This window comes from Azospira sp. APE16 (genome assembly GCF_047901315.1).
Classification (GTDB): Bacteria; Pseudomonadota; Gammaproteobacteria; order Burkholderiales; family Rhodocyclaceae; genus Azospira; species Azospira oryzae.
Genome location: NZ_CP179682.1, coordinates 1,633,793 through 1,660,615, shown reverse-complemented (window position 1 = coordinate 1,660,615; position 26,823 = coordinate 1,633,793). Strand labels below are relative to the sequence as shown.

The following is a 26,823-nucleotide window of genomic DNA, read 5'->3' as shown; positions in this document are numbered from 1 at the left end:
ATCGCCATGAACTGGCCCCTCTATTCCTTCGCCCTGGGCATCCTCCTGCTGCAACAGCAGCCAGCCCTGCCGCCCTGGCCCTGGCTGCCCCTGGGGGCGGCGGCAGTCCTCGGGCTGCTGGCACTGGGGCGGCGGCCGGGCGCCCTGCCCCGCCTGGGAACAATCCTGCTGGCCGCGGCCCTGGGTTTCCTGTGGGCCGGCTGGCGGGCCGAGACCCGCCTTGCCGAACGGCTGGCGCCGGCCCTGGAAGGGCAGGATCTGCAGCTGCAGGGCCGCATCGCCGCCCTGCCCCAGGACTTTGGCCGGGGCCAGCGCTTCGAGTTCGCCGTGGCGCCCGGGGCCGGAGTGAGCCTGCCGCCGACCCTCCTGCTCTCCTGGTACGACCGGCCGGAAACGCCCCGGCCGCGCCTGGAGCCGGGCCAGGAATGGCAGCTGACAGTGCGCCTGAAGCGCCCCCACGGCCACGCCAACGGCGCCGGTTTCGATTACGAGGCCTGGCTCCTGGAACGGGGCATCGGCGCCACCGGCTATGTGCGCGAAGCGGCGGACAACCGCCTGCTGGGCCGCAGCGACGGCTTCTTCAGCCGCATCGAGCGGCTGCGCCAGGCGGTGCGGGAGGACTTCCAGGCCCGCCTGCCGCAGGCCGACTATCCCTACGCCGGCGTCCTCACCGCCCTGGCGGTGGGGGACCAGAAGGCCATTCCCGGCGACCAGTGGAAGGTCTTCGCCGGCACCGGCACCACCCACCTGATGAGCATTTCCGGGCTCCACGTGACCATGATGGCGGCCCTTGCCGCCGCCCTGGCCGGCGGCCTGTGGCGCCGCTCGCCAGCCCTCATGGCGCGCTGGCCGGCCCAGCGGGCGGCGCTCCTGGCCGGCTGGCTGGCGGCGGCCGGCTACACCTTGCTGGCCGGTGCCGGGGTGCCGGCCCTGCGCACCCTGGCCATGCTCGGCGCTGCCGCCCTGGCCCTGGCCAGCGGCCGCCGGGTGGCACCCGGCAACGTCCTCGCCTTCGCCCTGCTGGCGGTGCTGCTGCCGGACCCCTGGGCCGTCCTGGCGCCGGGCTTCTGGCTGTCCTTCGTCGCCGTCGGTGCCCTGCTGCTGGCCGCCCGCCCACTGGCGGAGGGGCCGCCACGCCAGTCCTGGCGCCGCCGCCTGGGGCGACACCTGGGACACTGGAGCCTGACCCAGTGGGTCGCCACCCTGGGCACCCTGCCCCTGCTGCTGCTCTTCTTCCAGCAGTTCTCCCTGGTCTCGCCCCTGGCCAACGCCCTCGCCATTCCCCTGGTCAGCCTGGCGGTGACGCCCCTGGCCCTGGCGGCGGCCCTGCTGCCCCTGCCCGGGCTGGCCGCCGCTGCCCACGCCCTGCTGCACGGACTGATGCTCTGCCTGCAGTGGCTGGCAGCCCTGCCCGGGGCCCTGTGGACGCCGCCGGCGCCCACCCTGCCGGCCCTGTTCCTGGCCGCCCTCGGCTGCGTCTGTGTGCTCCTGCCCCGGGGCTTTCCCGGCCGCTGGCTGGGGCTGCTGATGCTGCTGCCCCTGCTGGCCACGCCCCAGCCCCGGCCGCCGCCGGGCCAGGCCTGGGTCACCCTGCTCGACGTGGGCCAGGGGCTGGCAGTGGCGGTGCGCACGCAAAAGCACACCCTCCTTTACGACGCCGGGCCTTACTACAGCCCGGAATCGGATGCGGGGGAGCGGCTGGTGCTGCCCTGGCTGCGGTCCGTCGGCGTGGATCGCCTCGACACCCTGGTGGTGACCCACCGGGACTGGGACCACTCGGGCGGCGCCCGCTCGGTACTGGAAAGCCTGCCGGTGGCGCTGCTGCTCGATTCACTGCCCCCGGCATCCCCCGAGGCCCGGGACCTGCAGCCCCTGGCCCAGGAACGGCGGGCCTGCGCCGAGGGGCAAGGCTGGGAATGGGACGGGGTGCGCTTCTCCATGCTGCATCCGCCGGCAGGCAGGGTGGATGCGCCCCAGGGCAGGAGCAACCACCAGAGCTGCGTCCTGCTGGTGCAAGCGGCGGGGCAACGGCTGCTGCTCAGCGCCGACATCGAGGCCGCCGACGAAGCCTGGCTGCTGGCCCGTCACCGGACGGAGCTGGCCAGCCAGGTGCTGCTGGTGCCCCACCACGGCAGCCGCAGTTCATCCACGGCCCCCTTCGTCGCTGCCGTCGGCGCCCGGGAGGTGCTGTACCCGGTGGGCTACCGCAACCGCTTCGGCCATCCCCGGCCGGAGGTCGTGGAACGCTATGCCGCCAGCGGCGCCCGGGCCTGGCGCACGGACCGGGACGGGGCCATCGGCCTGGTCCTGGGCGCAGCCACGGCCAACGGCAAGCCGGAACTCTGGGCCGAACGGCAGCGCCGGCCCCGCTACTGGTACGACCGTTACGCCTGGAAGGAGAGCGGCCAGGGTGGGCCGGACGAAGAAGAGAACGGTAACGACAGCAAGGCCCCGGCACCAACGACAACGGCCCCGCAGGGCCGTTGAAGAAGGCGGGCCGGCAGAGCGGGATCAGCCGGCCTGGAAGCGGGCCGCCTCGGTCTGCAGGGCCTCGGCCAGTTGCTCCAGCTGGCCGGCGGTGTTGGCGTTTTCGTTGACGGCGGCGCTGTTCTCCTCCGCCATCTGGGCGATGCGCTCCACGTTCTTGGCGATCTCGGTGCTGGCGGCGCTCTGTTCCCGCAGGGAGGAGGAAATGTCGCTCACCATGTCCACCACCTGCTGGGCCCCGGCCTGGATCTGGCCCATGGCGTCGCCGGCCTCCCGGGCCAGTTCGACGCCCTGGGAAACCCGCTCGACACCGTGCTTCATGCTGACCACGGCCTCCTGGGTGCCGCCCTGGATGGCGGCCACCATGTCGGTGATCTCCTGGGTGGAATGGGCGGTGCGTTCGGCCAGCTTGCGCACCTCGTCGGCCACCACGGCGAAGCCCCGACCCGCCTCGCCGGCTCGGGCCGCCTCGATGGCGGCATTGAGGGCCAGCAGGTTGGTCTGGTCGGCAATTTCCTTGATGACGCCAACGATGGTGGAAATCTTCTCCGAATGCTGGCCCAGGTCCTCCACGATGCCGGCGGACTGGTTCACGGCGCTGGCGATCTGCTCGATCTCCTGCACCACGTTGCCGACGATCTGGGCGCCCCGGGCCGACAGGTCGCCGGACTGGGACGAAAGGGCGTGGGCGTCCTGGGCGTTCTTGCTGATGTGGTCCACGCCCACCGTCATCTGCTCGATGGCGGCCGCCATGGAGGAGGCGGCCTCGCTCTGCTGCTGGGTGGACAGGGTGATCTGCTCGCTGGCGTCGGCCATGCTGCGGGCCGAGGCGGAGAGCTGGTTCACGCTCTGCTGCACGCTGGTGGTGAGGCTGGCGAAGGCGCCGGCCACCTCGTTGAAGCTGCCGGCCACCTGCTGCAGTTCATCCCTGGACTGGAGCTGGATGCGGGCCGTCAGGTCGCCCTGGGCGATGCGGTGGGCGCTGGCGGAAAAGCCGGTGATGCAGGAAACGATGGCCAGGTAGGCGCCGGCGGAAAGGTAGATGAAGACCAGCACCATCACCAGGGACAGGCCCAGGTTGAGCAGCAGGCCCCGTTCGGCCTTGGCCTTGCGCTCGCCGATGAGCTGCTTGGCGGTGGGCAGCAGGGTGTCGTAGAGCTGGGCGTAGCCCTTGTCGATGACGGCGGTGGACTGCTTGAAGAAGTCGCCGGAATCGGTGACGAACATGCCGGCGATGATGTCCTGGTTCACGATATTCACCAGGCCGCTCACCGCCTCGTTGAGATCCTTGGAGGAAGTGCCCAGGGTGTCGCGGATGGTCGGGTTGTGGCGGGCCGTCTTCTGCAGGTTCACATTGAGGGCGGCCAGGGTGTCGGAAACCTGGGCCATTAGGATGCCGATATCGACCCGCTGGTGATCGTTGATGCTCTTCTTGGCCAGGATGCCGGTGCCCTTGGCCCGGGTTTGGCCGAGACGCTCCAGCATGGAGGGCAGCTTGACCACGGCGGTTTCCAGCAGATAGTAGGAATCCATGTTGGGGTCGATGGTGAGGCCGCTCTCGTCGGCCACGTCCACCTTCAGCTGCAGGATGGCGGCGATCAGCCGGGTGTGGGCCGCAAAGCTCTCCGTGGCGGTCCAGGAAAGGCCATCGGCGGCAATCAGGTTCCACTCCTCGTTGATCTTCTTCCACTCTTCGGAGGCGGCAACGGAGGCCGGCAGGATCGGACCCAGGCCCTGCAGGGCGGTCTTCACTTCGCCGGTCTTGGCCTCCCTCTTGGGCAGCAGGCTGGCGTCGCCATTGATGACGCCGGAGGAGAGGCCGCGATGTTGCTGGGCCGCCTGCACCAGGCGGTCCATGGGCACGATCACCTCCAGGGCCGCCAGTTCGTCGTTGGCCAGGTGGATCTGGCTCTGCAACTGGCGCGACAGATTGACGAAGAGCACGGCGATGGCGATCAGGGCCACCAGGCCGATGAGGGCGAATTTCTTCGGATAGGTCAGCCGATGCATCAAGGCAATGGCCGGTGCAAACAGGATTTGCATCATTTTTTTAGGCTCCAGGTTGAACAGCGTCTTGCGGTCTGCGCCGCCTTTCTCCCTCGGGTCTTTTTTTAGTATTTGCTACGGGCAATGCCAAAACAGGTCGCTTACCGGGGCTCCTCCAGGAACATGCCGTCGGCCAGGTGCACCGTGCGGTCGGCCCGGGCCGCCAGGGCCGGATCGTGGGTGACGATGACGAAGGCGGTGCCCTGCTCCCGGCTCACTTCCAGCATCAGGTCGAACACCTGCTCCGCCGTATGACGGTCCAGGTTGCCCGTCGGTTCATCGGCCAGCACGCAGGCCGGGCGGGTCACCAGGGCCCGGGCGATGGCCGCCCGCTGCCGCTCGCCGCCGGACAGCTCCGACGGCAGGTGGTGCAGGCGATGGCCCAGCCCGACTTTCTGCAGCATGGCCTCGGCCTGGCTTTCCGCCTCGGCCCGGGGCAGGCGGCGGATGAGCAGGGGCATGGCCACGTTCTCCAGGGCCGTGAATTCCGCCAGCAGGTGGTGGAACTGGTACACGAAGCCCAGGTAGCGGTTGCGCCACTCGCCCCGGGCCGCCTCGGACAGGCTGAAGGGATCGGCACCCTTGAGCCGCACCGTGCCGGCGGTGGGCCGGTCCAGCCCGCCCAGGAGGTGCAGCAGGGTGCTCTTGCCCGAGCCGGAGGAACCCACCACCGCCAGACGCTCGCCGGGCTGCAGGGAAAGGTCGATGCGGGTCAACACCGGCACTTCCAGGTCGCCCTGGCGATAGACCTTGGACAGGCCCTGGCAGGCCAGCACGGCCGCATCGCTGGCCGTATCGCCGGCCCTATTCTCCATCGCACTTTCCGCTACTGCTGCCGCACTTGCCATCGCTGCCTCATTCATAACGCAGGGCCTCCGCCGGATTGACACGGGAAGCGCGCCAGCTCGGGTAGAGGGTTGCCGCCAGGGCCAGCACGAAGGCGATGGCGGTGATACCGGTGACGTCGCCCCACTGCAGTTCCGACGGCAGCTGGGAGATGTAATACACATCCTTGGCCAGGAACTGGGTGCCCAGCACCCGCTCGATGAAGGGCACCACCACGTCGATGTTCAGGGCCAGGGCGACGCCGCCGACCACCCCCAAGCCCAGGCCGATGACGCCGATGAGGGCGCCCTGGACCACGAAGACCGCCATGATGCTGCGGGGGCTGGCCCCCAGGGTGCGCAGGATGGCGATGTCCGCCTGCTTGTCGGTGACGGCCATGACCAGGGTGGAGACGATGTTGAATGCTGCCACGGCCACAATCAGGGAAAGAATGATGAACATCATGTTTTTCTCGATTTGCACGGCGCGAAAGAAGTTGGCGTGGCTGCGGGTCCAGTCGGAGATGTAGGCGTCCTCCTGGATCAGGGGCACCAGTTCCCGGGCCACCCGGGGAGCGCGGAACAGGTCGTCCAACTTCAGGCGCACGCCGGAGACGCCGTCGCCCAGGCGGTACAGCAGCTGGGCGTCGCTCATGTCGATGAGAGCCAGGCCCGAATCGTATTCATACATGCCGGCCTCGAAAATGCCGACCACGGTGAAGGAGCGCAGCCGGGGCACCACCCCGGCCGGGGTCACGGTGCCCTGGGGCGCGATCAGGGTCACCTTGTCCTCCAGGGTGACGCCCATGGCATTGGCCAGGTCGCTGCCGAGGACGATGCCGAAACCGCCGGGCTGCAGGTTCTCCAGCTTGCCCGCCTTCATGAAGCGGCCGAAGTCCGCCACCTTGTCCTCCAGCTCGGGGATGATGCCCCGCACCAGGGTGCCGCGCACCGTCTCGTCCCGGGAGAGCATGGCCTGGGCCTGGACGAAGGGCGCCGCCGCCTTCACTTCCGGATGCTGCAGGGTCTGCCGCCCCACCTCCAGCCAGTTGTGCAGCTCGCCGTTGATGGCGGTGACCTGGATGTGGGAAGCCACCCCCAGGATGCGGGTGCGCAGCTCCTTCTGGAAGCCGTTCATCACCGACAGCACCACGATCAGGGCCGCCACGCCGAGGGCGATGCCGGCCATGGAAATGAGGGAAATGAAGGAGATGAAATGGTTGCGGCGCTTGGCCCGGGTATAACGCAGGCCGACCAGGAGTTCGTAGGGCAGTTTCATGCCGAGGGGAGGCCCGCGGGAACGGGCTGAAAAGCAAAGGCGCTATGCTACACTTTTGCCCGCTTTTGGCCACTTGCGGCAATACGCAGCGAGCTGGCGCCGACGGCGCCGGACCCGGCTCAAAGGCTGGCCGCAGCTCCCGGAGCAGCACCAAATGTCGCCTCGGTCGGCCCCGCCGCATTCTCCTTGTTTTCCCCCATATTCTTCTTTTCCAGCCAGGCTTTGCCCATGCGCCTCACCCTCCTCGTTCCCGAACTGCTGTGGCCCGAACCGGAAGACGATCTGGCCTGGCAGGCCCTGGATTGCCCGGCCCTGGACACCCTGCTGCAACGGAGCGAACTGCAGCGCCGCCCGGCCCTGGCCGCCGAGGCCCAGGCGGCCCGCTGGCTGGGACCGACACCGCAACCCCTGGGCGCCCTGCGCCTGCTGGGAGAGGATGGTGCCGCCCTGGCACCGGACACCGGCGTCTGGCTCTGTGCCGACCCCATCCACCTGCGCCTGCACCAGGAAGAGATCATCGTCGCCGACAGCCGGGAACTGGACCTGGAAGCCGCCGAAGTCGAAACCCTGGCCGCCAGCCTCAACGCCCACTATGCGGGCGAGGCCAGCTTCCACCCGGTGACGGCCAGCCGCTGGTATGTGCGCCTGGAGACGCCCTGGGCGGCCGAACTGCCCGGGGACGCCCTGCCGCCCCTTTCCGCCGCCGCCGGCCGCCGCCTCAACCTGCCGACCCCGGCGGACCTGCCGTCGCGCCGCCTGCTGGCCCTGATGAACGAAATCCAGATGCTGCTGCACAGCCACCCGGTAAACGAAGCCCGGGGCGAGCGGGGCCTGCCCGCCGTGAACGGCCTCTGGCTGTGGGGCGCCGGCAGCCTGGGGCCGGCGGCAGCGGCCCCGGAGGCAGGCGCCATCTGGAGCAACCAGCCCCTGCCCCGGGGACTGGCCCTGGCCGCCGGTCTGCAGCACCATCCCCTGCCCGCCTCCGCCCACTCCCTGTTGCAGGCCGGGCCGGCTGAAGAACGCCATCTGGTGTGCCTCGACGACCTGCTGCAGGCGGCCCAGGACCAGGATGCCCAGGCCTGGCGCGACGCCCTGGCAGACCTGGAAAACCGCTGGTTCGCTCCCCTCAAGACGGCCCTGGCCAGGGGGCGCCTCAGCCAGCTGGAAGTGGTGGCCGGCACCAGCTACGGCGACCTGACCTGGCAGGCGAGCCCGCGCCAGATCAAGGGCGGCCTCTTTTCCTTCCTCGCCGGCAAGCCCGAAGCCCTGCAGCAGCTGGCCCGCCGCCTGGCCGCCGCCTAGGCCCCGACCGCCCCCAATTTCCCCAAAGTCACCGTCATGACCCAGCTCATCGCCCGCCCCGTCCCGCCCCGCCCCCAGTGGCAACTGGAGCAGGAAGGCCTGCACCCGCTCCTGGCCCGCATCTACGCTGCCCGGGGCATCAAGCACAAGGCCGAACTGGATTACGACCTGAAAAGCCTGATTCCCCCGAGCCAGCTCACCGGCACCGAAGCAGCCGCCATCCTCCTGGCTGATGCCATCGAGGCCGAGGCCCGCATCCTCGTCGTCGGCGACTACGACTGCGATGGCGCCACCGCCACCGCCGTGGCCGTGCGCGCCCTGCGCCTCCTGGGCGGCACGGTGGACTACCTGGTGCCCGACCGCTTCATTCACGGCTACGGCCTCTCGCCCCAGATCGTCGAACTGGCGGCAGAGCGCCAGCCGGACCTGCTGGTCACCGTGGACAACGGCATCGCCAGCATCGAAGGGGTGGAAGCCGCGCGCCAGCTGGGCATCGCCACCCTCATCACCGACCATCACCTGCCGGCCGAGACCCTGCCGGAGGCGGACTGCATCGTCAATCCCAACCAGCCCGGCTGCACCTTCCCCAGCAAGGCCCTGGCGGGAGTCGGCGTCATGTTCTACGTGGCCCTGGCCCTGCGCGCCGAGATGCGCCGCCGCGGCGCCTTCGGCCCGGAGCGCCCCGAGCCCAACTTCTCCTGCCTGCTGGACCTGGTGGCCCTGGGCACGGTGGCCGACGTGGTCAAGCTGGACCACAACAACCGCATCCTGGTGGCCCAGGGCCTGAAGCGCATGCGCGAAGGCAAATTGACGCCGGGCATCCGCGCCCTCTTCCGTGCTGCCGGACGCAATCTGCAGACCGCCTCCGCCTTCGACCTGGGCTTCACCGTCGGCCCCCGCCTCAACGCCGCCGGCCGCCTCTCGGACATGAGTCTGGGTATCGAATGCCTCATCACCGACGACGAGGCCCGGGCCGCCAACATCGCCCAGCAGCTGGACCAGCTCAACCGGGAACGGCGCGAGATCGAGGCCGGCATGCAGGAACAGGCCCTCATCCACCTGGAAAACTTCGACCTGGAAGCCAGCGGCGCCGGCGTCGCCCTCTTCGACCCGGACTGGCACCAGGGCGTGGTCGGCATCCTGGCCTCCCGCATCAAGGAAAAGCTGCACCGCCCGGTGTTCGCCTTCGCCCGGGGCGACGACGGCCAGATCAAGGGTTCCGGCCGCTCCATTCCCGGCCTGCACCTGCGGGATGCCCTGGATCTCGTCTCCAAGCGGGCCCCCGGCATCCTGCTGCGCTTCGGCGGCCACGCCATGGCCGCCGGCGCCACCTTGATGGAAGAACGCTTCGAGGAATTCAAGAGCCTCTTCGCCCAGGTGGCCGACGAACTGCTCAACCCGGCGGACCTGACCCGCACCCTGGAGACGGACGGCGCCCTGGAGGCCGGCTACATCTCCCTGCAGGTGGCGGAAATGCTGGCCGGCGAAGTGTGGGGCCAGGGCTTCCCGGCACCGTTGTTCGAGGACGTGTTCGAGGTGGAAAGCCAACGGGTGCTGAAGGACAAGCACCTCAAGCTGCGCCTGAAGAAGGAGCGGTCGTTGCTGGAGGCGATCCAGTTCAACGCCACGGAAAATCCCGGCCCCCGGGCCCGCCTGGCCTACCGCCTGACCATCAACGACTACAACGGGGTGCAGACGCCCCAGCTGGTGGTGGAGCACTGCGCCCCGGCCTGAGGGGCATAAGGGACGGGCCTTTCCAGGCAGCCTACCGGGAAAGTCGCATGAATGCTGGCTCCCAGGGCAGGTGATTTCCAGCCTTCGCCCCGGGCCGCGACGCCTGCCCGGGCGCCGGTCGCCGTCTAGCTGCGCTTCAGGGACACCGCCCCCACCGCCGCCAGGATCAACAGGGCCGCCACCCCTTCCCGCCAGCCGGGCTGCTCCCCCAGTATCAGGGCGCCGCCGAGGACGCCGATGAGGGGCGTCACCAGGGAGGACAGGGAGGACACCGCCACCGGCACCATCAGCACGATGCGGTTCCAGGCCCAGTAGCAGAACATGAAGGCGACGAAGACGTTGTAGGAGACGCCGAAGGCCGGCCAGAACGAGGGCCAGGCCAGGCGCGAAGTTTCCAGGGGAAGCGCCACCGCCAGCATGGGCAGGCCGCCCAGGACCATCATCCAGCCCGTCAGGGCGGTGGTGGACAGCCCCACCGGCAGACGCTTCAGCAGCACCACCCCGAGGGCCCAGCTCCACGCCGCGCCAACCATGCAGGCCACCCCCACCGGCGCCCGCAGCATGCCTTCCAGGCTGTCGCCCATGAGCACCCCGACCCCGGCCAGGCCCAGCAGCAGGGCCACGATGCGGCCCGCCGTCAGCCGCTCGCCGAGAAGCCACACCGACAGCAGCACGCTCCACAGGGGCATGGTGTAACCCAAGAGGGCCGCCCGTCCCGAGGGCAGCAGGCCGACGCCGTAGATGGCGAGGACATTCCAGCCGACGATGTTGGTCAGGGTCACCAGGGCCAGGCGGCCCCAGCGGCTGCGGGGCACCCGGATGCTGCCGCCGCCGGCCCGGGCGATGGCCAGGATGCCGAGGCCGCCCAGCAGCAGGCAGCTGCCGCGGAAATAGAGGGGCGGCACTTCGGACAGCACCACTTTCATCACCGGCCAGTTGAAGCCCCAGCCCAGGGCCAGGGCGGCCAGCAGCAGGAGCCCCTGGCGGGGCAGACGTTCGAAACTGGAGGTGGGGAGGGACACCGGCGGCAACCCGGAAGAAAAGGGGCTACGGAGTTTACTCCTTTGCCCGCCTTCCTTGCATCGTCGCGGCCACCGGGAGCCCGGTGCAAAGTGTATAATTGCCGGTTTTCCCAGCAGAACAGCCAAGAACATGGAAGCGGAACAGCTCAACGCCATCGCCAACAAGCTTGCCGACCTGGAATCCCGGTCGGCGGAACTTCGGAGGTATCTTTGACTACGACACCAAGGAAGTCCGTCTAGTCGAAGTCTCCCGCGAACTGGAAAGTCCCGACGTCTGGGACGACGCCAAGCGCGCCCAGGACCTGGGCCGGGAAAAGAAGGCCCTGGAAGGCGTGGTGGTGACCCTGCAGGAAGTGGCCCAGGGTCTGGCCGACGGCAAGGAGCTGTTCGAGATCGCCCGTGAAGAAGGCGACTTCGACACCGTGGCCGCCGTGGCCGCCGACAACGAGGCCATCGAGGCCAAGGTGGCGGCCCTGGAATTCCGCCGCATGTTCAACAATCCCCAGGACCCGAATCCCTGCTTCCTGGAAATCCAGGCCGGCGCCGGCGGTACCGAGGCCCAGGACTGGGCTTCCATGCTGCTGCGCATGTACCTGCGCTACACCGAGCGCAAGGGCTTCGACGTGCAGGTGCTGGAAGAATCCGAAGGCGACGTGGCCGGCATCAAGAGCGCCACCCTGCGCATCGCCGGCGACTACGCCTACGGCATGCTGCGCACCGAGACCGGCATCCACCGCCTGGTGCGCAAGAGCCCCTTCGACTCCAACGCCCGCCGCCACACCTCCTTCACTTCCGTGTTCGTCTATCCGGAAGTGGACGACTCCATCGAGATCGACATCAACCCGGCGGACGTGCGCACCGATACCTACCGCGCCTCCGGCGCCGGCGGTCAGCACATCAACAAGACCGACTCCGCCGTGCGTCTGACCCACGTGCCCACCGGCATCGTGGTGCAGTGCCAGAACGACCGTTCCCAGCACCGCAACCGGGACGAAGCCTGGCAGATGCTGCGGGCCCGCCTCTACGAATTCGAACTGCGCAAGCAGCAGGCCGAGCAGCAGAAGCTGGAAGACGCCAAGTCCGACATCGGCTGGGGCCACCAGATCCGCTCCTACGTGCTGGACCAGTCCCGCATCAAGGACCTGCGCACCAACTTCGAAACGGGTAACACCCAGGCCGTACTCGACGGCGACCTCGACGACTTCATCCAGGCCAGCCTCAAGCAAGGCGTGTAAGCGAATAAAACATCAGGCAGACGACCATGACCGAACAGACCGCACAACCCCAGGACGAGAATCAGCTCATCGCCGAGCGCCGGGCCAAGCTGGCCAAGTGGCGCGAGAGCGGCAAGGCCTACCCCAACGATTTCCGCCGCGAAAACACCGCCGGCCGCCTCGACGAGCTGTACAGCGAGAAAACCGCCGAGGAACTGGAAGCGGCCCCCATCAGCGTCAAGGTTGCCGGCCGCATCATGCTGCGCCGCCTCATGGGCAAGGCCAGCTTCGCCACCATCCAGGACGTTTCCGGCCGCATCCAGCTCTACGTCAAGGTGGACCTGGTGGGCGCCGAAGCCTATGACGACTTCAAGCACTGGGACATCGGCGACATCGTCGGTGCCGAAGGCACCCTGTTCAAGACCCGCACCGGCGAACTGACCATCCAGGTCTCCGAGATCCGCCTGCTGTCCAAGGCCCTGCGCCCCCTGCCGGAGAAGTTCCACGGTCTGACCGACATGGAACAGCGCCACCGCCAGCGCTATCTCGACCTGATCATGAACGAGTCCTCCCGGTTCACCTTCGTGGCCCGCAGCCGGATGATCCAGTCCATCCGCAACTACATGATCAGCCACCACTTCCTGGAAGTGGAAACGCCCATGATGCACCCCATCCCCGGCGGTGCCTCGGCCAAGCCCTTCATCACCCACCACAACGCCCTGGACATGGAATTGTTCCTGCGCATCGCGCCGGAGCTGTACCTGAAGCGCCTGGTGGTGGGCGGCTTCGAGAAGGTCTTCGAAGTTAACCGCAACTTCCGCAACGAAGGCCTCTCCACCCGCCACAACCCCGAATTCACCATGATGGAGTTCTACGAGGCCTATGCCGACTACAAGCTCCTCATGGACTTCACCGAAGGCCTGCTGCGCCACGCCGCCCGGGACGCCCTGGGCACCGAGGTGTTCCAGTACCAGGGCCGGGAGCTGGACCTGTCCAAGCCCTTCGCCCGCCTGACCATGGTCCAGGCCGTGCGTGCCCAGTGCCCCGGCTACTCCGAAGCCGAACTGAACGACGCCGAGTGGCTGAAGAAGAAGCTGGGCGAGATGAAGGTCGCGGTGAAGCCCGGCATGGGCCTGGGCGCCCTGCAGCTGCTGATGTTCGAGGAAGTGGCGGAAAGCCAGTTGTGGGACCCCACCTTCATCATCGACTACCCGGTGGAAGTCTCCCCCCTGGCCCGGGCCTCCGACAGCAATCCGGAAATCACCGAGCGCTTCGAGCTGTTCATCGTCGGCCGGGAAATCGCCAACGGCTTCTCCGAGCTGAACGATCCGGAAGACCAGGCCGCCCGCTTCCTGGAGCAGGCCAAGGCCAAGGATGCCGGCGACGAGGAAGCCATGTTCTACGACGCCGACTACATCAAGGCCCTGGAATTCGGCCTGCCCCCCACCGGCGGCTGCGGCATCGGCATCGACCGCCTGGTCATGCTGCTCACCGACACCGCCAACATCCGGGACGTCATCCTCTTCCCCCAGATGCGCAAGGAAGACTGAACGCCGAACCCTATGGACTCCGCCCGGAGTCGATAAAAAAAGGCGCGGTGGCCGCAAGGCCCCGCGCCTTTTTCTTGCCTGCCGCCGCGGCCCGGATGCTGGCCCGGCGGGCGCTCCGCCGCCCTAGTGGCCGCCCTGCTCCATGTAGCGTTCCAGGGCGCTGCGGGTATCGGCCAGGAGTTGGGGCAGGCTCTCGCCCAGGCGCCGCACTTCGGCCGCCTGCCCTTCCCGGGCGGCCGCCTCGACCCGGGCCGCCAGTTCGGACAGGGGCCGGGCACCGATGCTGGCAGCGGCGGACTTGAGGCTGTGGGCCGCCTCCCGGGCCGCCGCCAGGTCGTCCTGGGCCATGTTCTGCAGGGCCTGGCTGGCCTGGGCAAGGAAGGTGGAAACGAAGCGGGCCAGGAAGATGCTGCGCACCTCCCCCGCCTCTTCCTGGCGCGCGGCAATGGCGTCCAGCACCGCCGCGTCCAGCAGGGCTCCCGCCTCCCGCTCCGGCCGGGCCTGGACCCGCACCTGGGCGCCGCCTTCCGGTGGCCCCAGCCAGTCGGTGAGCAGGGCCACCAGGGCCAGCTCGTCGAAGGGTTTGGGCAGGAAGCCGTTCATGCCGGCGGCCAGGCAGCGCTGCCGGTCCTCGGCGAAGGAATTGGCGGTGAGGGCGATGATGGCGGTGGGCAGCCGACCCGCCTGGATCTCCCGCTGGCGCAGCTCCCGGGAGGCGGTGAGGCCGTCCATGACCGGCATCTGGCAATCCATGAGGATCAGGTCGAAATCCCGCTCGGCCCATTTTTCCAGGGCCTCCCGGCCGTGGTTGGCCACCTCCACCTGGCAGCCGAAGACCTGCAGCAGGCCCCGGGTTACCTCCTGGTTGGTCAGGTTGTCCTCCACCAGCAGCACCTTGCCGTGGAAGCGGGGCCGGTTCGGCACCGCAGCGGCCGCCGGGCGCCAGGCGGCCCCCTGCCAGCCGGCAGCCGGCGGCAGCTCGGCACCCCGGGGCGCCACCATGAAGGCCTGGCCGATGCTGCGCACGAATTCCTTGCGCGACACCGGCTTCGACAGGCGCTGGGCAAAGACCTGGGCCAGTTCCCCTTCCAGGGTGCTGGCGCCGAAGTCGGAGAGGGCGATCCAGACGCCGCCGCAGCGGCGGTGCCAGTCCTGCCAGGTGGCCTCGGGCAGTTGCAGGTAGCACAGGTCGGCCAGCACCGCCTGGGCCGCGCCCTCGCCCAGGAGCCGCTCCGCCTCGGCGGCATTGCGGGCCAGGCGGCAGTCCAGGCCCAGGCTCTGGGCGTAGTCCTGCAGGATCAGGGCCAGGGTGGGCTGGGGTTCCAGCAGCACCAGGCGGAAGCCCGGATAGTGGATGCCGGTGGGGTTGTCCCGCACCACATGGAAAGGCAGTTCGAAACTGAATTCGCAGCCCTCGCCGGGACGACTGGAGACGGTCAGGTCCCTGGCCCCCATCAGACGCACCAGCTCCCGGCTGATGGCCAGGCCCAGGCCCGTGCCTTCGGCCCGCCGGCTGGCGGCTTCCTCGATCTCGGCCGGCGTCTGGGAGGCGGCGCTGGTCTGGGAGTAGGCCTGGAACAGCTTGCCCTGCTCCGATTCGGGAATGCCGGGCCCGGTGTCGCGCACGGTGAAGCGCAGCAGGATCACATCGCCCCGCTCCCGGCTGTCGCCGGCGGCCCCCGGACTGCGCTCCACCCGCAGGCAGACTTCGCCCTGCTCGGTGAACTTGACCGCATTGCCGAGCAGGTTGAAGAGCACCTGCTTGAGCCGGTTAGGGTCCCCCGCCAGAGTCACGGGCAGTTCGCCCTTGAGATACACCGCCAGCTCCAGGCCCTTTTCCCGGGCATTGGGCGCCAGCAGCAGGGCGGCGCTCTCCACGGTGTCGGCCAGGTCGAAGGGCACCGCATCCACGGTCAGCTTGCCGGCCTCGATCTTGGAAAAGTCGAGCACATCGTTGAGCACGTTGAGCAGGGTTTCGCCGGAACGCAGGGCGGCCTCGGTCATGCGCCGCTGGTCGCTGGAGAGGGCCGTGGTCTGCAACAGGCGGATCATGCCCAGCACGCCGTTGAGGGGGGTGCGGATCTCGTGGCTCATGGTGGCGAGGAAGCGGCTCTTGACCCGGCTTGCCTCCTCCGCCGCATCCCGGGAATGGGTCAGTTCCTCGGTGCGGGAGGCCACCATTTCCTCCAGGGATTCCCGGTAGCGGGCCAGGCGTTCGTCCCGCTGCTCGATCTCCGCCAGCATGGCATTGAAACTGTCGATGAGGCGGCCCACCTCGTCCTCGCTGCCGCTCTCCTCCCGCTCCACCCGCAGGGAAAAGCGCTTGTGCCGGGTGATGTCCCGGGTGGCCTGCTCCAGGCGCACCACCGGGGCGGCAATGATGTGCTGCAGGCGGCGTGCCGCCAGCACCGCGGCGAGCATGGAAAGCACCGTCACCAGCAGCCAGATGAGGGCGCCCCGGCCCACCGCATCCCAATAGCCGTCGCGGCTGGCCAGCAGCTCGATGTGGCCGACCACGCCGCTGCGGAAGACGATTTCCCGGCTCTCCCGGATGCGGTTCCAGGAGGCCGGCAGCCAGGCCAGGCGCTCCTGCTGCAGGGGGTTGCCGCGCAGGTAGCGGGCGAAGAGCTGGCCCTGGGCATCGCTGACCAGCACCTCGATCACCGCCGGGTCGGCGGAAAGGGCCCGCAGGGTATCCTGGGCCGCCTTGCCGTCGTTGAAGACCAGGGGCGCCTCCAGGTTGCGGGCGGTGACGTCGAGCAGGGCCTGCAGGTTTTCCCGGTTGAACTGCTCCACCTCGCGCAGGCCGTGGATCAGGGTCAGGCTGGCATAGACCAGCAGGGCCGAGGCGGCCACCAGCATGAGGACAAGGCGCAGCTTTTCGCCGATGGGCAGGGAGCGGAATCTACGGCGCATCATCGTGGCCTTCCGTAAATGGTGCGGGCCAGGCGCAGGAGATGGGCGCTGAGCCGGATGTTGGCGCGGCGCAGGGCCGCAAGATTGACGTCGAAGGCGACCTGGGTGCCTTCCCGGGCCAGGCCCACCATGCAGCCCTGGCTGACCAGGTCCTCGCCTTCGCACACCGTCAGCACCGGCGCCGTCGCCAGGGCCTGGGTCCACTCCAGGTCCCAGTCCCCCTGGCTGCGCCCGGGGGCGTCGCCGAGGAACAGCACCTGGCAGTCCCGGGCCTCGGCCGGGCGGCTGCGGGGAGAGACGCCGATGCGCCGCCCGAGCAGGGTCTGGCTGTCCAGGGCGAGCAGGGAATCGACCACCGGCCCCCGGCCGGCGACGCAGATCAGGGTGTGCCTGACCGACCAGTTGCCCTCGCCCCACTCTGCATAGTTGGCCAGATTGGCCACCAGGGCCGCCTTCACCGCCGCCTCCGAGGGCGGGTTGGCCAGCGCCCACAGGGGCCAGCAGCAGAGCAGCAGCAGGCAACGCCTCACGTCAGAAGCCCCAGCTCAGCACGACGCTGAGTTCCCGGCGCAACACGGTTTCCTGGAAGAAGGGCTGGTCGCCGAATTCCCGGTGCTTGGGCCCCAGGAGATTGCTTCCGATCAGGGAGACTTCGCTGCGCCGGTCCAGGCGCCGGGTCCAGCGCAGGTCGAAGGTGCCGTAGCCGGCGACGCCGCGCTGGTCCATGGGGCCGACGCCGCGCCAGGTCAGGTCCAGGCGCTGGTTGCGGGACAGGTCCCAGAGGGAGCGGATGAACAGCTGCTCCCGGGGAAAGCCGCCCTGGAAGGAGATCAGGGCCGGGCCGGCGGGCCGGCTGCTGTAGTCCAGGGCCTCCCGGTACAGGGTGAAGCCGCCGCGCAGCTGCCAGTGGGCCGCCGCCTGCCAGTCCAGCGCCCATTCCAGGCCCCGGGTGCGGCCCTGGGCGTTGTTGAAGTACATCATGGAACTGGCGCCATCGAACTCGATGGTCTGCAGGTCCTTGTAATGGTTCTGATAGACCGACACATCGCTGCTCAGGTTCGGCGTCAGCTGGGCCCGCCAGCCGGCCTCCAGGCTGCGCAGCCGCTCCGGGCGGAAGGCCGGATTGCCGACGGCCGGCAAAGGCCCGACTCCGGGGCCGTTGAAGCGGATGGCCGTATCCACCTGGTTGGGGGAACGCACCGCCCGGGCCGTGCCGGCCCACAGGGTGTGGCCGGCGGCGGCGTTCCACACCGCCCGCAGGTTGGGCTGCCATTCGCTGCCGTGGTCGGGAACCCGCTCCAGCTTGGCCCCGGCGATGATCTGCAGGGTTTCCGGGATGACGGTCCACTCGTCCTGGACAAACAGGTTGGTGACGGTGCGCTGGGAACTGACCGGGCTGAAGGAGAGCTTGGCCGAACTCACCGAGTCGAAACGGTACTGGCGCCAGCCGCCGCCCCACACCAGCCGGTGGGCCGGGTTCAGGTTGACCGTGTGCTGCAGATCCACGTCCGCCACGGTCTCTTCCAGCACCGCGCCGGAAGAGGGCTCCCGGCGCCAGGAGTGGTCCACATAGGACTGCACCTGCAACTGGGAGCCATCGCCCAGGCGGCGGCTGAGACGGCCCAGCAGGTGCTGGCCGGAAATGTCGTTGGCCGTGGACAGGGGATAGGGAGCACCGCCGCTATGTCCCTGGTAGGCCTCGCCGTTGACCATCCAGGTGTCGCTGCCGGCGGCGCTATCGGCGCGGAAGCCAATGCGGTCGGCGCGCCAGGTGTCGCCGGCACCGCTGCCGGTGAGGGACTGGTGGTCGTCCCGGCTGCGGCTGCGGGCGTAGAGGCGCCAGGCACCGCCCTCCTCCGTGGTGCTGCCCCAGCGCACGTTGGCCATGCCCTTTTCCACGTTACCCACCGCCAGGGTCGCCTGGCCGCCCTGGGTCTCGTGGGCGGAGCGGGTGACGATGTTGATCACCCCATTGACCGCGTTGGCCCCCCACAGGGCGGCCCCCGGCCCCCGCACCACCTCGATGCGGGAGATGTCGTCGAGGGCGATGTCGTAGGCGTCCCAGAAAACGCCGGAATAGATGGAGTTGTAGATGCTGCGGCCGTCGATCAGCACCAGCAGCTTGCCGCCGAAGAAGCCGTTGAAGCCCCGGGCGGAGACGCCCCACTTGTTGCCGTCGATCTGGGCCACGTGCAGGCCGGGCACGGTGCGCAGCAGGTCCGGCAGGGTAGTGGCGCCGAGGCGCTGGATGTCCTCCCGCCGCAGCACGGTGGTGGCAGCCGGCGCCTGGGCCAGTTCGGAAGGGTGCTTGAGCACGGAGCTGACTTCCGTACGCAGCAGCTCTTCGATGGAAAGGGTGGACAGGCTGGCCAGCTCGGCCGCCACGGGCTCATCCCCGGCCGCACGGGCCGGTTCCTGGAGCAAACAGGCGGCGCTGCACGAAGCCAGCGCCAGCAGCGCAGAAAGACGCGCCTTGAAAGGCATGCACACCACCCCTGAACGTTTCTTGTTGTTCGATGCTCTATGGCAAGGAGCCCCCGGCCCCTTTTTATGAAGGGTGGATTTTATCGGCTTGAAGCCCCCAGGGAAAGCGAATCGATTGTATCTACGCCGAAAAACCGGCCTAGAGGCACACCGCCCTCCCCTTGCGGCAAGAAGCATTAACAAAGGTAACAATCTGTTTCCCCGGTCGGCAAAAGGCCGGGCAAGGCGTTCTAATAGCCATGGAATCCCTCATTCGCCCCCGGAGCAACGCCATGGAAGTCAAAACCCTCCATCCCCTGATCAAGATCGCCGCCGTTTCCGTCACCGCCCTCAGCCTGGCCGGTGTCGGCGTCCTCACCGGCATCCTACCGGCCCCAGGCCAAAACAAGCCGGCGGAAACGCCCAGTGCCACCATGGCCGCCACAGAACCTGCCCCGGCAACGATCGCAGCCCCGGCCGCCACCACGCCCCCGGCCGCCGCCAAGACGGCGCCGCCGGTGGCCGCCAGCAAGCCCAAGGAAAGCGCCAAGCGGGCCAAGCCCGTGACCAAGGAACAGCCGGCAGCGGCCACCGTGGCCCAAGGCGAAGCCGTGCCGGCCAAGGCTGCGGCACCTGTATGCAAGGACTGCGGCGTCATCGAAAACATCATGGAAGTGAAGAAGCCCGGTGAAGGCACGGGCCTGGGCGCCGTCGCCGGCGGCGTCCTCGGCGGTCTCCTGGGCAACCAGGTGGGGGGCGGCAAGGGCCGCACCGCCATGGCCGTCCTCGGTGCCGCCGGTGGCGCCTACGCCGGGCACCAGGTGGAAAAGAACGCCCGCAGCAACATGGAATACCAGATCACGGTGCGCTTCGACGACGGCACCACCCAGCGCTTCACCGAGGCCAATCCCCCGGCCTGGCGCCAGGGCGACCGGGTCAAGGTCAGCGACGGCATCCTGCGCAGCGCCGACTGAAGCCCGGGCTTAACGGTCCCATGGGGGCGTGCGACAATCCGCCCCCATGAGCACGCCCGCCTCCCCTGCCCCCCATTCAGTCGCCGACGCCAATCCCGACGCCTACCGGCCCCTCGTTCCCGCCCGCCTCTGCCGCAACGACGCCGGCGTGCCCTACTCGCCGGACTACGACGACATCTACCACACCGCCGCCGGGGCCCTGGGCCAGGCCCGCCACGTCTTCCTCGCCGGCAACGGCCTGCCCCGGCGCTGGCAGCAGCGGGAAAGCTTCACCATCGTCGAGACCGGCTTCGGCATCGGCCTCAATTTCCTCGCCACCTGGGCCGCCTGGCGGGACGATCCGGCCGCCTGCCGGCGCCTGCATTTCGTCTCCCTGGAAAAGCATCCCTTCAGCGCCGCCGACCTGGGCGAACTGCACGCCGCCCATCCCGAGCTGGCGGAACTGGCGGCCGAGCTGCGGGCCCAGTGGCCCCTGCTCACCCCCGGCGTGCACCGCCTGCATTTCGCCGGCGGCCGGGTCAGCCTGACCCTTTTCTTCGGCGACGCCCAGAGCCTGCTGCCCCAGTTGCGGCTGGCCGCCGACGCCTTCTACCTGGACGGTTTCGCCCCGGCCAAGAATCCGGACCTGTGGTCCCCCTTCGTCTTCCGCGGCCTGGCCCGCTGCGCCGCCGCCGGCGCCACCCTGGCCACCTGGTCGGTGGCCGTCGGGGTGCGCGAAGGCTTGCAGGCCGTCGGCTTCGTCAGCGACAAGGCCCCCGGTTTCGGCGGCAAGCGGGACATGCTGCAGGGCCAGTACCGGGGCCCGGGCGTGCGCCGGACGGTGATGCCGGGCAAGCGCATCCTGGTCATCGGCGGCGGTTTCGCCGGCACCTCCACGGCCCACCGCCTGGCGGAGCGGGGCTACCAGGTGACCCTGCTGGATCAGGCCGAGGGCCCCGGCTGCGGCGCCTCCGGCAACCGGGTCGGGGTCCTGCGCCCCCTGCCCAGCCTGGACGACAACCGCCTCTCCCGCCTTACCCGCAGCGCCTTCCTGTACACCCGCCGCCACCTGCTGGCCCTCTCCGCCGCCGGCCTGCCGGTGCGCTGGGGCGCCAGCGGCGTCCTGCACCTGGCCCGGGACAAGACCCACGAAGCCACCCAGCGCCAGGTGGCCGAAACCTTCGCCGCCCCCGAGCTGTTCCGTTACGTGGACGCGGCCGAGGCCTCCCGCCTCATCGGCTGGCCGGTATCGGTGGGCGGCTGGCATTTCCCCGGCGGCGGCTGGGGCATGCCCCCCAGCCTGTGCCAGGCCAATCTGCAGGCCCATCCGGCCATCGAGCAACGCTACAGCCAGCGGGTGGAAAAACTGCAGGCCGGCGCCGACGGCTGGGCCGCCTACGCCGCCGACGGCACCCTGCTGGCTGAGGCCGACCAGGTGGTGCTGGCCAATGCCGCCGACGCCAGGCGCCTGGGGGGCTGCGACTGGCTGCCCCTGCGCAGCGCCCGGGGCCAGGCCACCCTGGTGCCGGAGACAGCCACGCCGCCCCTCGACATGGTGGTGTGCCGCCTCGGCTACGTGACGCCGGCCCTGGACGGCCTGCGGGTCTGCGGCGCTTCCTTCCTGGCCGGGGATGAAGACCCCCAGCCGCGCCTGGAAGAGCAGCAGGACAACCTGGCCAAGCTCAATTTCATCCTGCCCGGCTTCGCCAAGGACCTGGCAGCGGCAGACCTGGGCAGCCGGGTGGGCTTCCGCCCCATTTCCCCGGACCGCCTGCCCATGCTGGGCCCCCTGCCGGAAAACACCGCTCCGGCAACCGGCGCCCGCCTGCAGACCCTGCCGCGCCGCCCCGGCCTGTGGCTGGCCAGCGGCTTCGGCGCCCGGGGCTTCGTCTGGTCCGCCTGGGCCGGCGAATTCCTGGCCAGCCAGATGGCCGGCGATCCCCTGCCCCTGGAAGGGGATCTGGCGGACGCCCTGGACCCGGCCCGCTTCCTGCTCAAGCCGGTGAAGGCCGCACGCTTCAACGACCGGGAATAGCCCCTGCCACCGCCAGGGCCAGACGCTGGCCCGCCTCGGCCTCGAGCCGGGGAGCCCGTTCCTGCAGATAGTCCAGGAAGGCCTGGGCCAGGGGCGTCAGGCGCTTGCCTGCCGGCGCCACCACCTGCCAGCGGGCCGGAATGGGCGTGCCCCGCACCGGCAGCACGGCGATCCCCAGTTCTTCCGGATGGGGCCCCAGGGCGTGGGCCGACAGCACGGACAGGCCCAGCCCCCCCGCCACCGCCTGACGCACCGCCTCGTTGCTGCCCAGCTCCAGCCGGGGCCGCAGCTGCACGCCCCGGGCAGCAAAGAACTCCTCGGCCGCCAGCCGGGTGCCGCTGCCCGGTTCCCGCAGCACGAACTCCGCATCGGCCAGGGCCCCTGCCGCCACCTGCTTGCGCTTGGCCAGGGGATGGTCGGCCGCCGCCACCACCACCAGCGGATTGGTCAGGAAGGGAACGGCGCTCACCGGCGTCTCCGCCGGCGGCTTGGTCATGATGTACAGGTCGTCCTGATTTTCCAGCAGCCGGCCGACCACCGCCTGCCGGTTCAGGACCACCAGGGACACTTCCACCGCCGGCCGGACCTTGCGGAACTCCCCCAGCAGGCGGGGAATGAAGGCTTCGGCGGTACTGACCACTGCCAGCCGCAGCCGCCCCCCCTGGTCGCCCCGCAGCACGGCCAGCTCGTTTTCCAGCTGCCCCAGCTCCTCCGCCACCCGGGCGGCGGCCGCCGCCACCAGGCGCCCCGCTTCCGTCAGGTGCAGGCGGCGTCCCACCCGCTCGTGCAGGGGGAGGCCGACCTGCTCGGCCAGCTGCTTGAGCTGGGCCGAGAGGGTGGGCTGGGTCAGGTGCAGGCGCTCCGCCGCCCGGGAAACGCTCCCTTCCTGGGCAGTGGCCAGCAGCAGGCGCAGTTGATGGAGGGTCAGGTGCAGGGAACCGCCAAGCCGATACATATATTGATCTTTATCTATGCAATATTTAGAAATATATGATTTTTACAAATACATGAAAAGACTCAGAATGCGCCACACCAAAACAAACGGAGTCTGTTCGTGCTTGATGCCGTCCCCTTTTTCTTCGCCCTCGGCGCTGTCGCCAGCCTGGCCCGCAGCGAGCTGAAGCTGCCGACTGCGGTTTTCGAGGCCCTCTCCATCTACCTGCTGCTGGCCATCGGCCTCAAGGGCGGCAGCGAAATCGCCCATAGCAGCGACCCGGCCCTGCTGACCCATGCCGCCCTGGCCATCGGCCTGGGAGCCCTCATCCCCCTCTTCGCCTTCCCCCTCTTCCGCCTGCGCTTCAACCGCTTCGATGCGGCCTCCCTGGCCGCCCATTACGGCTCCATCAGCGTCGTCACCTTTGCCGTCGGCACCACCGTACTGGCCAGCCGTGGGGTGGCCTACGAAGGCCATCTGGCCCTGCTGGCCGCCCTCATGGAGGCGCCCGCCATCCTGGTGGCCACCGTGCTGGCCCGGCTTGGCGGCGAAGAGCGCCCGGACTGGCGCAAGCTGATCCATGAAGTCTTTGCCAACAAGAGCGTGCTGCTGCTCCTGGGCGGCATCCTCATCGGCTGGGCGGCCGGCCCCCACGGCACCGAGCCCCTGAAGCCCCTCTTCACCGACCTCTTCAAGGGCGCCCTGTGCCTGTTCCTCCTGGAAATGGGGCTGGTGGCGGCTTCCCGCCTGGGGGACCTGCGCAAGGCCGGGTTCTTCCTGGTGGCCTGCGGCATCGCCCTGCCCCTGGGCAACGCCGCCCTGGGCTGGCTGGCCGCCAGCTGGATGGGGCTGTCCGTGGGCGGGACCGTGCTGCTCATGACCCTGGCGGCCTCCGCCTCCTACATCGCCGCACCGACGGCCATGCGCCTGGCGGTGCCGGAAGCCAACCCGGCCCTGGGTATCGCGGCGGCCCTGGCCCTCACCTTCCCCTTCAACGTGCTCTTCGGCATTCCCCTTTACCTGTGGGTGGCCCAGCAGCTGGCCTGAAATCCGGCCTTCCGCCCGCCAAAAAAAACGGCAGCCCTGGGGCTGCCGTTTTTTTTCGTGAAGCCGGGATCAGCGGTAGAAGACCTGGAAGCGCACCTTGCCCTGGTCGCCCAGGATCACCACATCCCCGTCCTGCAGGGTCACCTCGCCCACGCGCTGGGCCATGTTGCCGTTGTGGAAGGTGCCGTTGGTGGACTGGTTGTCCCGCAGCAGTAGCTTGCCGCCGATGGGGCCGACCCAGGCGTGGCGGTTGGAAACGTGGGGATCGCCGATGACCACGCTGGCCTCCACCGAGCGCCCCAGCATGAGGCCCTGGCCCACGGGGAATTCCTGGCCCTGCAGGGGGCCGGCAATGCAGCGCAGGCAGGCCACCGGCTCCGGCCGGGAAACCAGAGTGGCATCGCTGCCCGGCATTGCCTCGGCAACGGCAGCAGGAGCGGCAGGTGCCGGTGCCACCGGCGGCAGGGTCGCCACCGGCGACGGCACGGCAGGCTCGACGCGGCCAGCCCCAGGCTGGGACGCCTCGCCGGCCAGCAGGCGGCGGTAGGTGGACACCTTGTTCCAGTGGATGATCCAGCACACCAGGCTGACCAGGCCGAACAGCAGGCCGAGGAAGGGAATGGGCGAAAGCAGGCCGAAGATGCAGCTGATGAGGCCCACGGTCAGGCCGCCGTCGCCGAAGGCCTGGGTCTGCCGCGCCTCGCCCTCCCGCTTGAGGGCGCTGGAGAGGATCACCACCGCAGCCAGCCAGACGATGAAGCCGATGGCAGGAATCAGGGTCAGCCACACCAGGGCCGAGGGAATGGCCGGGCGGAATTCGGGACGGGTGGCATCCAGGCAGCGCTGCAGGTTGAGCAGATAGAAGACCATGGCGACGATGACGCCGATGGCGAACAGCAGGACCAGACCGACAACGATGAAGCCCAATCCCACCATGGCATTGGCTGCGGAATCGTGCATGGAGTTCTCCCTGAAACGGCCCGTGGCCCGGGCCTGTCAATGATTTGAGTGCAACGCGGCAACTGGCTCGGGACTATAGACCAGCCCCCCGAGCTAAGCAAACGGCATGACCGGCGCCCCATGAAAAAAGGCCCTGCAGCAGCAGGGCCCTTTCACGGCACGGAAGCGGGACGGGATTACTCGTCGTCGCACTCGCCGTCGTCGTGCACGTGACCGTGTTCCAGCTCGGTAGCGCTGGCGGGGCGCACGGCGGTGACGGTGCAGGTGAACACCAGGGCGGTACCGGCCAGGGGATGGTTGCCGTCCAGGACCACCTTGCCGTCGGCGATGTCGGTGACGCGGTAGAGGATGAAGTCATCGTCGTCGCTGCCTTCGGGGGCGCCTTCGAACTGCATGCCCACTTCCAGGGTCTCGGGGAAGTTTTCCCGGGGCTCCATCTGCACCAGTTCGGAATCGTATTCGCCGAAAGCGTCGTCTGGCTGCAGCTTGACCTTGACGGTTTCGCCCACGCTCTTGCCCTGCAGGGCCTCTTCGATCTTGGGGAAGATATCGTCGTAACCGCCGTGGATGTAGACCAGCGGATCCTTGCCCGCATCCACCAGGACGCCGTCCGGATCGGTGACGTTGTAGTCCAGGGTGACGACGGTATTCTTAGCTACTTGCATGGGGAATTTCCTAAAGTTCCTTGGCCAGGCGCAGCATTTCCAGCGCATGGCCCTTGGCGTTGACGCCGTAGAAGGCGTGGCGAACAAGGCCCTGTTTGTCGATGACGAAGGTGGAGCGGAGGATGCCGTGCTTTTTCACGCCGTCCACTTCCTTCGCCTGCCACACCCCGTAACGACGGCAGACCTGGCCCTCCTCGTCCGACAACAGGCGCACGGAAATGCCGTGCTTGTCGCGGAACGCGGCGTGACGCAGACAGTCGTCCCGGCTGATGCCGAGCAGGGTGCAGTCCCGGCGCTCGAACTCGTCCTCATGATCGGAAAAGTCCGTGGCCTCCAGGGTGCAGCCCGGGGTGTCGTCTCTGGGGTAGAAGAAGAGAATGATGTGGCGCTTGCCCTTGTATGCCGCAAGCTCCACCAGCTCCATGTCTGCATCCGGAAGCGCGAACTCCGGCGCAGCCTGACCAGGTTTCAGCATTGCTGTCTCCTCAAAGACGCCTCAAGGACCTTGCCCGAGGTGAGCCGATTCTAGCCGAGCTTGAAGGGCCGTGCCAGCGACCGAACAAATGTCCGGGAGGGCCGGCGGCGGCGTTAGAATGGCCAATTGCACCGGGCCGGCGGCATCGCTATTCATCCGGCATTGACGGAACCTTCATTCGCCTGCCCGGGTCAGCCTCTCTTTGCCGTCGAAAGGAAAGCCATGCATCCCTCCCGCCCGACCTCCCGCCTCAGCTTCGCCCTGCTCGCCCTCGGCCTCGCCGCTGCCGCCCAGGCCGGCACCACGGTGGACCTTTCCGCCAGCGCCAGCCGCAGCGCCCCCAACGACCTGGTCCTGGCCAGCGTCTTCGCCGAAGCCAGCGGCCCCACCACCGCCGACCTGGCGCAGAAGGTGAACACCCAGATCGCCGAAGGCCTGCGTACCGCCAAGGCCTACAAGGACGTCAAGGTGCGCAGCGGCGGCACCCACACCTATCCGGTCTACGGCAAGAGCGGGCGCATCGAGTCCTGGCGCATGCGCTCCGACATCGCCCTGGAAGCCCGGGACGCAGGCGCCCTCTCCGAGCTGCTGGGCAAGCTGCAGGCCACCATGGGCGTGGGCGGCGTGCAGTTCATGCCGACCCCGGAAACCCAGAAGAAGGCCGAGGATGAAGCCACCGTGGAGGCTATCGCCGCCTTCAAGGCCCGGGCCAAGCTGGTGGGCGACACCCTGGGCAAATCCTGGCGCATCAAGCAGCTCAGCGTCGGCAGCAGCGGCGGCCGCCCCCCCGTCTATCCGCGCATGAAGAGCGCCCTGATGGCCGCCGAGGCCGTTCCCATGCCCCTGGAAGGCGGCGACTCGGCCGTCACGGTGAACATTTCCGGCCAGATCGAACTGGCCGATTGAGACCGCCACGC

At 69.0% G+C, this 26,823-nt stretch carries 20 protein-coding genes; 9 read left to right on the top strand and 11 right to left on the bottom strand.

All coding sequences use genetic code 11. The features are described from left to right. Positions 1 to 6: 6 nt before the first annotated feature. Positions 7 to 2,487: a DNA internalization-related competence protein ComEC/Rec2 gene (locus ACLSSQ_RS07985; protein ID WP_416244251.1), complete on the top strand. Its 2,481-nt coding sequence runs from the start codon at positions 7 to 9 to the stop codon at positions 2,485 to 2,487. A 24-nt stretch (positions 2,488 to 2,511) separates the two neighbouring features. Here ACLSSQ_RS07985 and ACLSSQ_RS07980 read toward each other — a convergent pair whose 3' ends face one another. The 3 genes from ACLSSQ_RS07980 to ACLSSQ_RS07970 form a co-directional block, all read right to left on the bottom strand. Next, positions 2,512 to 4,533 carry a methyl-accepting chemotaxis protein gene (locus tag ACLSSQ_RS07980; RefSeq protein WP_416244250.1) on the bottom strand — a complete coding sequence of 674 codons (2,022 nt, stop codon included), beginning with the start codon at positions 4,531 to 4,533 and terminating at the stop codon, positions 2,512 to 2,514. Between the two features lie 101 nt (positions 4,534 to 4,634). Beyond that, positions 4,635 to 5,348, bottom strand: a complete 714-nt coding sequence (gene lolD / locus ACLSSQ_RS07975; protein ID WP_130458631.1) for a lipoprotein-releasing ABC transporter ATP-binding protein LolD — start codon at positions 5,346 to 5,348, stop codon at positions 4,635 to 4,637. Positions 5,349 to 5,388: 40 nt separating this feature from the next. Further along, positions 5,389 to 6,630 (bottom strand): lipoprotein-releasing ABC transporter permease subunit, encoded by a 1,242-nt coding sequence (locus ACLSSQ_RS07970; RefSeq protein ID WP_287874890.1) that lies wholly within the window; start codon positions 6,628 to 6,630, stop codon positions 5,389 to 5,391. 234 nt (positions 6,631 to 6,864) lie between these two features. Between ACLSSQ_RS07970 and ACLSSQ_RS07965 the strand changes: the two genes are divergently transcribed. Beyond that, positions 6,865 to 7,938 (top strand): hypothetical protein, encoded by a 1,074-nt coding sequence (locus tag ACLSSQ_RS07965; protein ID WP_416244249.1) that lies wholly within the window; start codon positions 6,865 to 6,867, stop codon positions 7,936 to 7,938. Between the two features lie 36 nt (positions 7,939 to 7,974). Next, on the top strand, positions 7,975 to 9,672 hold the full coding sequence (gene recJ, locus ACLSSQ_RS07960; RefSeq protein WP_416244248.1) for a single-stranded-DNA-specific exonuclease RecJ: 1,698 nt from the start codon (positions 7,975 to 7,977) through the stop codon (positions 9,670 to 9,672). A 125-nt stretch (positions 9,673 to 9,797) separates the two neighbouring features. On the opposite strand, the gene ACLSSQ_RS07955 is transcribed toward recJ, so the two are convergent. Beyond that, the gene (locus ACLSSQ_RS07955) at positions 9,798 to 10,694 is read right to left on the bottom strand and encodes a DMT family transporter (RefSeq protein ID WP_130458634.1); all 897 of its coding nucleotides are present in this window, start codon (positions 10,692 to 10,694) and stop codon (positions 9,798 to 9,800) included. A gap of 130 nt (positions 10,695 to 10,824) precedes the next feature. Between ACLSSQ_RS07955 and prfB the strand changes: the two genes are divergently transcribed. Further along, a protein-coding gene (gene prfB, locus ACLSSQ_RS07950) for a peptide chain release factor 2 (protein ID WP_014237878.1) occupies positions 10,825 to 11,929 on the top strand; the annotation gives its coding sequence in 2 pieces (ribosomal slippage) (positions 10,825 to 10,905 and positions 10,907 to 11,929; 1,104 coding nt in all). A gap of 26 nt (positions 11,930 to 11,955) precedes the next feature. Then, positions 11,956 to 13,458, top strand: a complete 1,503-nt coding sequence (lysS, locus tag ACLSSQ_RS07945) for a lysine--tRNA ligase (protein WP_152089066.1) — start codon at positions 11,956 to 11,958, stop codon at positions 13,456 to 13,458. A 123-nt stretch (positions 13,459 to 13,581) separates the two neighbouring features. Here the strand turns inward: lysS and ACLSSQ_RS07940 are convergent, their stop codons facing one another. Genes ACLSSQ_RS07940 through ACLSSQ_RS07930 form a run of 3 tightly spaced genes read right to left on the bottom strand, consistent with a single transcriptional unit; the run spans position 13,582 to position 18,759 of the window. After that, positions 13,582 to 16,377 (bottom strand): response regulator, encoded by a 2,796-nt coding sequence (locus ACLSSQ_RS07940; protein ID WP_416244247.1) that lies wholly within the window; start codon positions 16,375 to 16,377, stop codon positions 13,582 to 13,584. Continuing rightward, on the bottom strand, positions 16,374 to 16,904 hold the full coding sequence (locus ACLSSQ_RS07935) for a YfiR family protein (RefSeq protein WP_014237881.1): 531 nt from the start codon (positions 16,902 to 16,904) through the stop codon (positions 16,374 to 16,376). The genes ACLSSQ_RS07940 and ACLSSQ_RS07935 overlap by 4 nt, the downstream gene beginning before the upstream one ends. 1 nt (position 16,905) lies before the next feature. Beyond that, positions 16,906 to 18,759, bottom strand: coding sequence for a TonB-dependent receptor plug domain-containing protein (locus ACLSSQ_RS07930; RefSeq protein ID WP_416244246.1), 1,854 nt, complete (start codon positions 18,757 to 18,759; stop codon positions 16,906 to 16,908). A 371-nt stretch (positions 18,760 to 19,130) separates the two neighbouring features. Between ACLSSQ_RS07930 and ACLSSQ_RS07925 the strand changes: the two genes are divergently transcribed. Together ACLSSQ_RS07925 and mnmC are read left to right on the top strand one after the other, a co-directional pair. After that, complete coding sequence (locus ACLSSQ_RS07925; protein ID WP_416244245.1) at positions 19,131 to 19,811, top strand: glycine zipper 2TM domain-containing protein; 681 nt, start codon at positions 19,131 to 19,133, stop codon at positions 19,809 to 19,811. A gap of 46 nt (positions 19,812 to 19,857) precedes the next feature. After that, positions 19,858 to 21,825, top strand: coding sequence for a bifunctional tRNA (5-methylaminomethyl-2-thiouridine)(34)-methyltransferase MnmD/FAD-dependent 5-carboxymethylaminomethyl-2-thiouridine(34) oxidoreductase MnmC (gene mnmC, locus ACLSSQ_RS07920; protein ID WP_416244244.1), 1,968 nt, complete (start codon positions 19,858 to 19,860; stop codon positions 21,823 to 21,825). Here mnmC and ACLSSQ_RS07915 read toward each other — a convergent pair. Beyond that, positions 21,809 to 22,759 carry a LysR family transcriptional regulator gene (locus ACLSSQ_RS07915; RefSeq protein WP_130459273.1) on the bottom strand — a complete coding sequence of 317 codons (951 nt, stop codon included), beginning with the start codon at positions 22,757 to 22,759 and terminating at the stop codon, positions 21,809 to 21,811. The two genes, mnmC and ACLSSQ_RS07915, sit on opposite strands and share 17 nt — an antisense overlap. A gap of 120 nt (positions 22,760 to 22,879) precedes the next feature. Here ACLSSQ_RS07915 and ACLSSQ_RS07910 point away from each other — a divergent pair, with 120 nt between their 5' ends. Then, a complete protein-coding gene (locus ACLSSQ_RS07910) occupies positions 22,880 to 23,806 on the top strand; it encodes a sodium-dependent bicarbonate transport family permease (protein WP_130458640.1) in 927 nt (308 codons plus the stop codon). A gap of 69 nt (positions 23,807 to 23,875) precedes the next feature. On the opposite strand, the gene ACLSSQ_RS07905 is transcribed toward ACLSSQ_RS07910, so the two are convergent. The 3 genes from ACLSSQ_RS07905 to ACLSSQ_RS07895 form a co-directional block, all read right to left on the bottom strand. Beyond that, positions 23,876 to 24,766 (bottom strand): FHA domain-containing protein, encoded by an 891-nt coding sequence (locus tag ACLSSQ_RS07905; RefSeq protein WP_416244243.1) that lies wholly within the window; start codon positions 24,764 to 24,766, stop codon positions 23,876 to 23,878. A 176-nt stretch (positions 24,767 to 24,942) separates the two neighbouring features. Next, complete coding sequence (locus tag ACLSSQ_RS07900) at positions 24,943 to 25,431, bottom strand: FKBP-type peptidyl-prolyl cis-trans isomerase (RefSeq protein ID WP_014237888.1); 489 nt, start codon at positions 25,429 to 25,431, stop codon at positions 24,943 to 24,945. Between the two features lie 10 nt (positions 25,432 to 25,441). Continuing rightward, on the bottom strand, positions 25,442 to 25,906 hold the full coding sequence (locus tag ACLSSQ_RS07895; protein ID WP_014237889.1) for a peroxiredoxin: 465 nt from the start codon (positions 25,904 to 25,906) through the stop codon (positions 25,442 to 25,444). Positions 25,907 to 26,128: 222 nt separating this feature from the next. Between ACLSSQ_RS07895 and ACLSSQ_RS07890 the strand changes: the two genes are divergently transcribed. Beyond that, positions 26,129 to 26,812, top strand: coding sequence for an SIMPL domain-containing protein (locus ACLSSQ_RS07890; protein WP_130458642.1), 684 nt, complete (start codon positions 26,129 to 26,131; stop codon positions 26,810 to 26,812). The last annotated feature ends 11 nt before the right edge of the window (positions 26,813 to 26,823 follow it).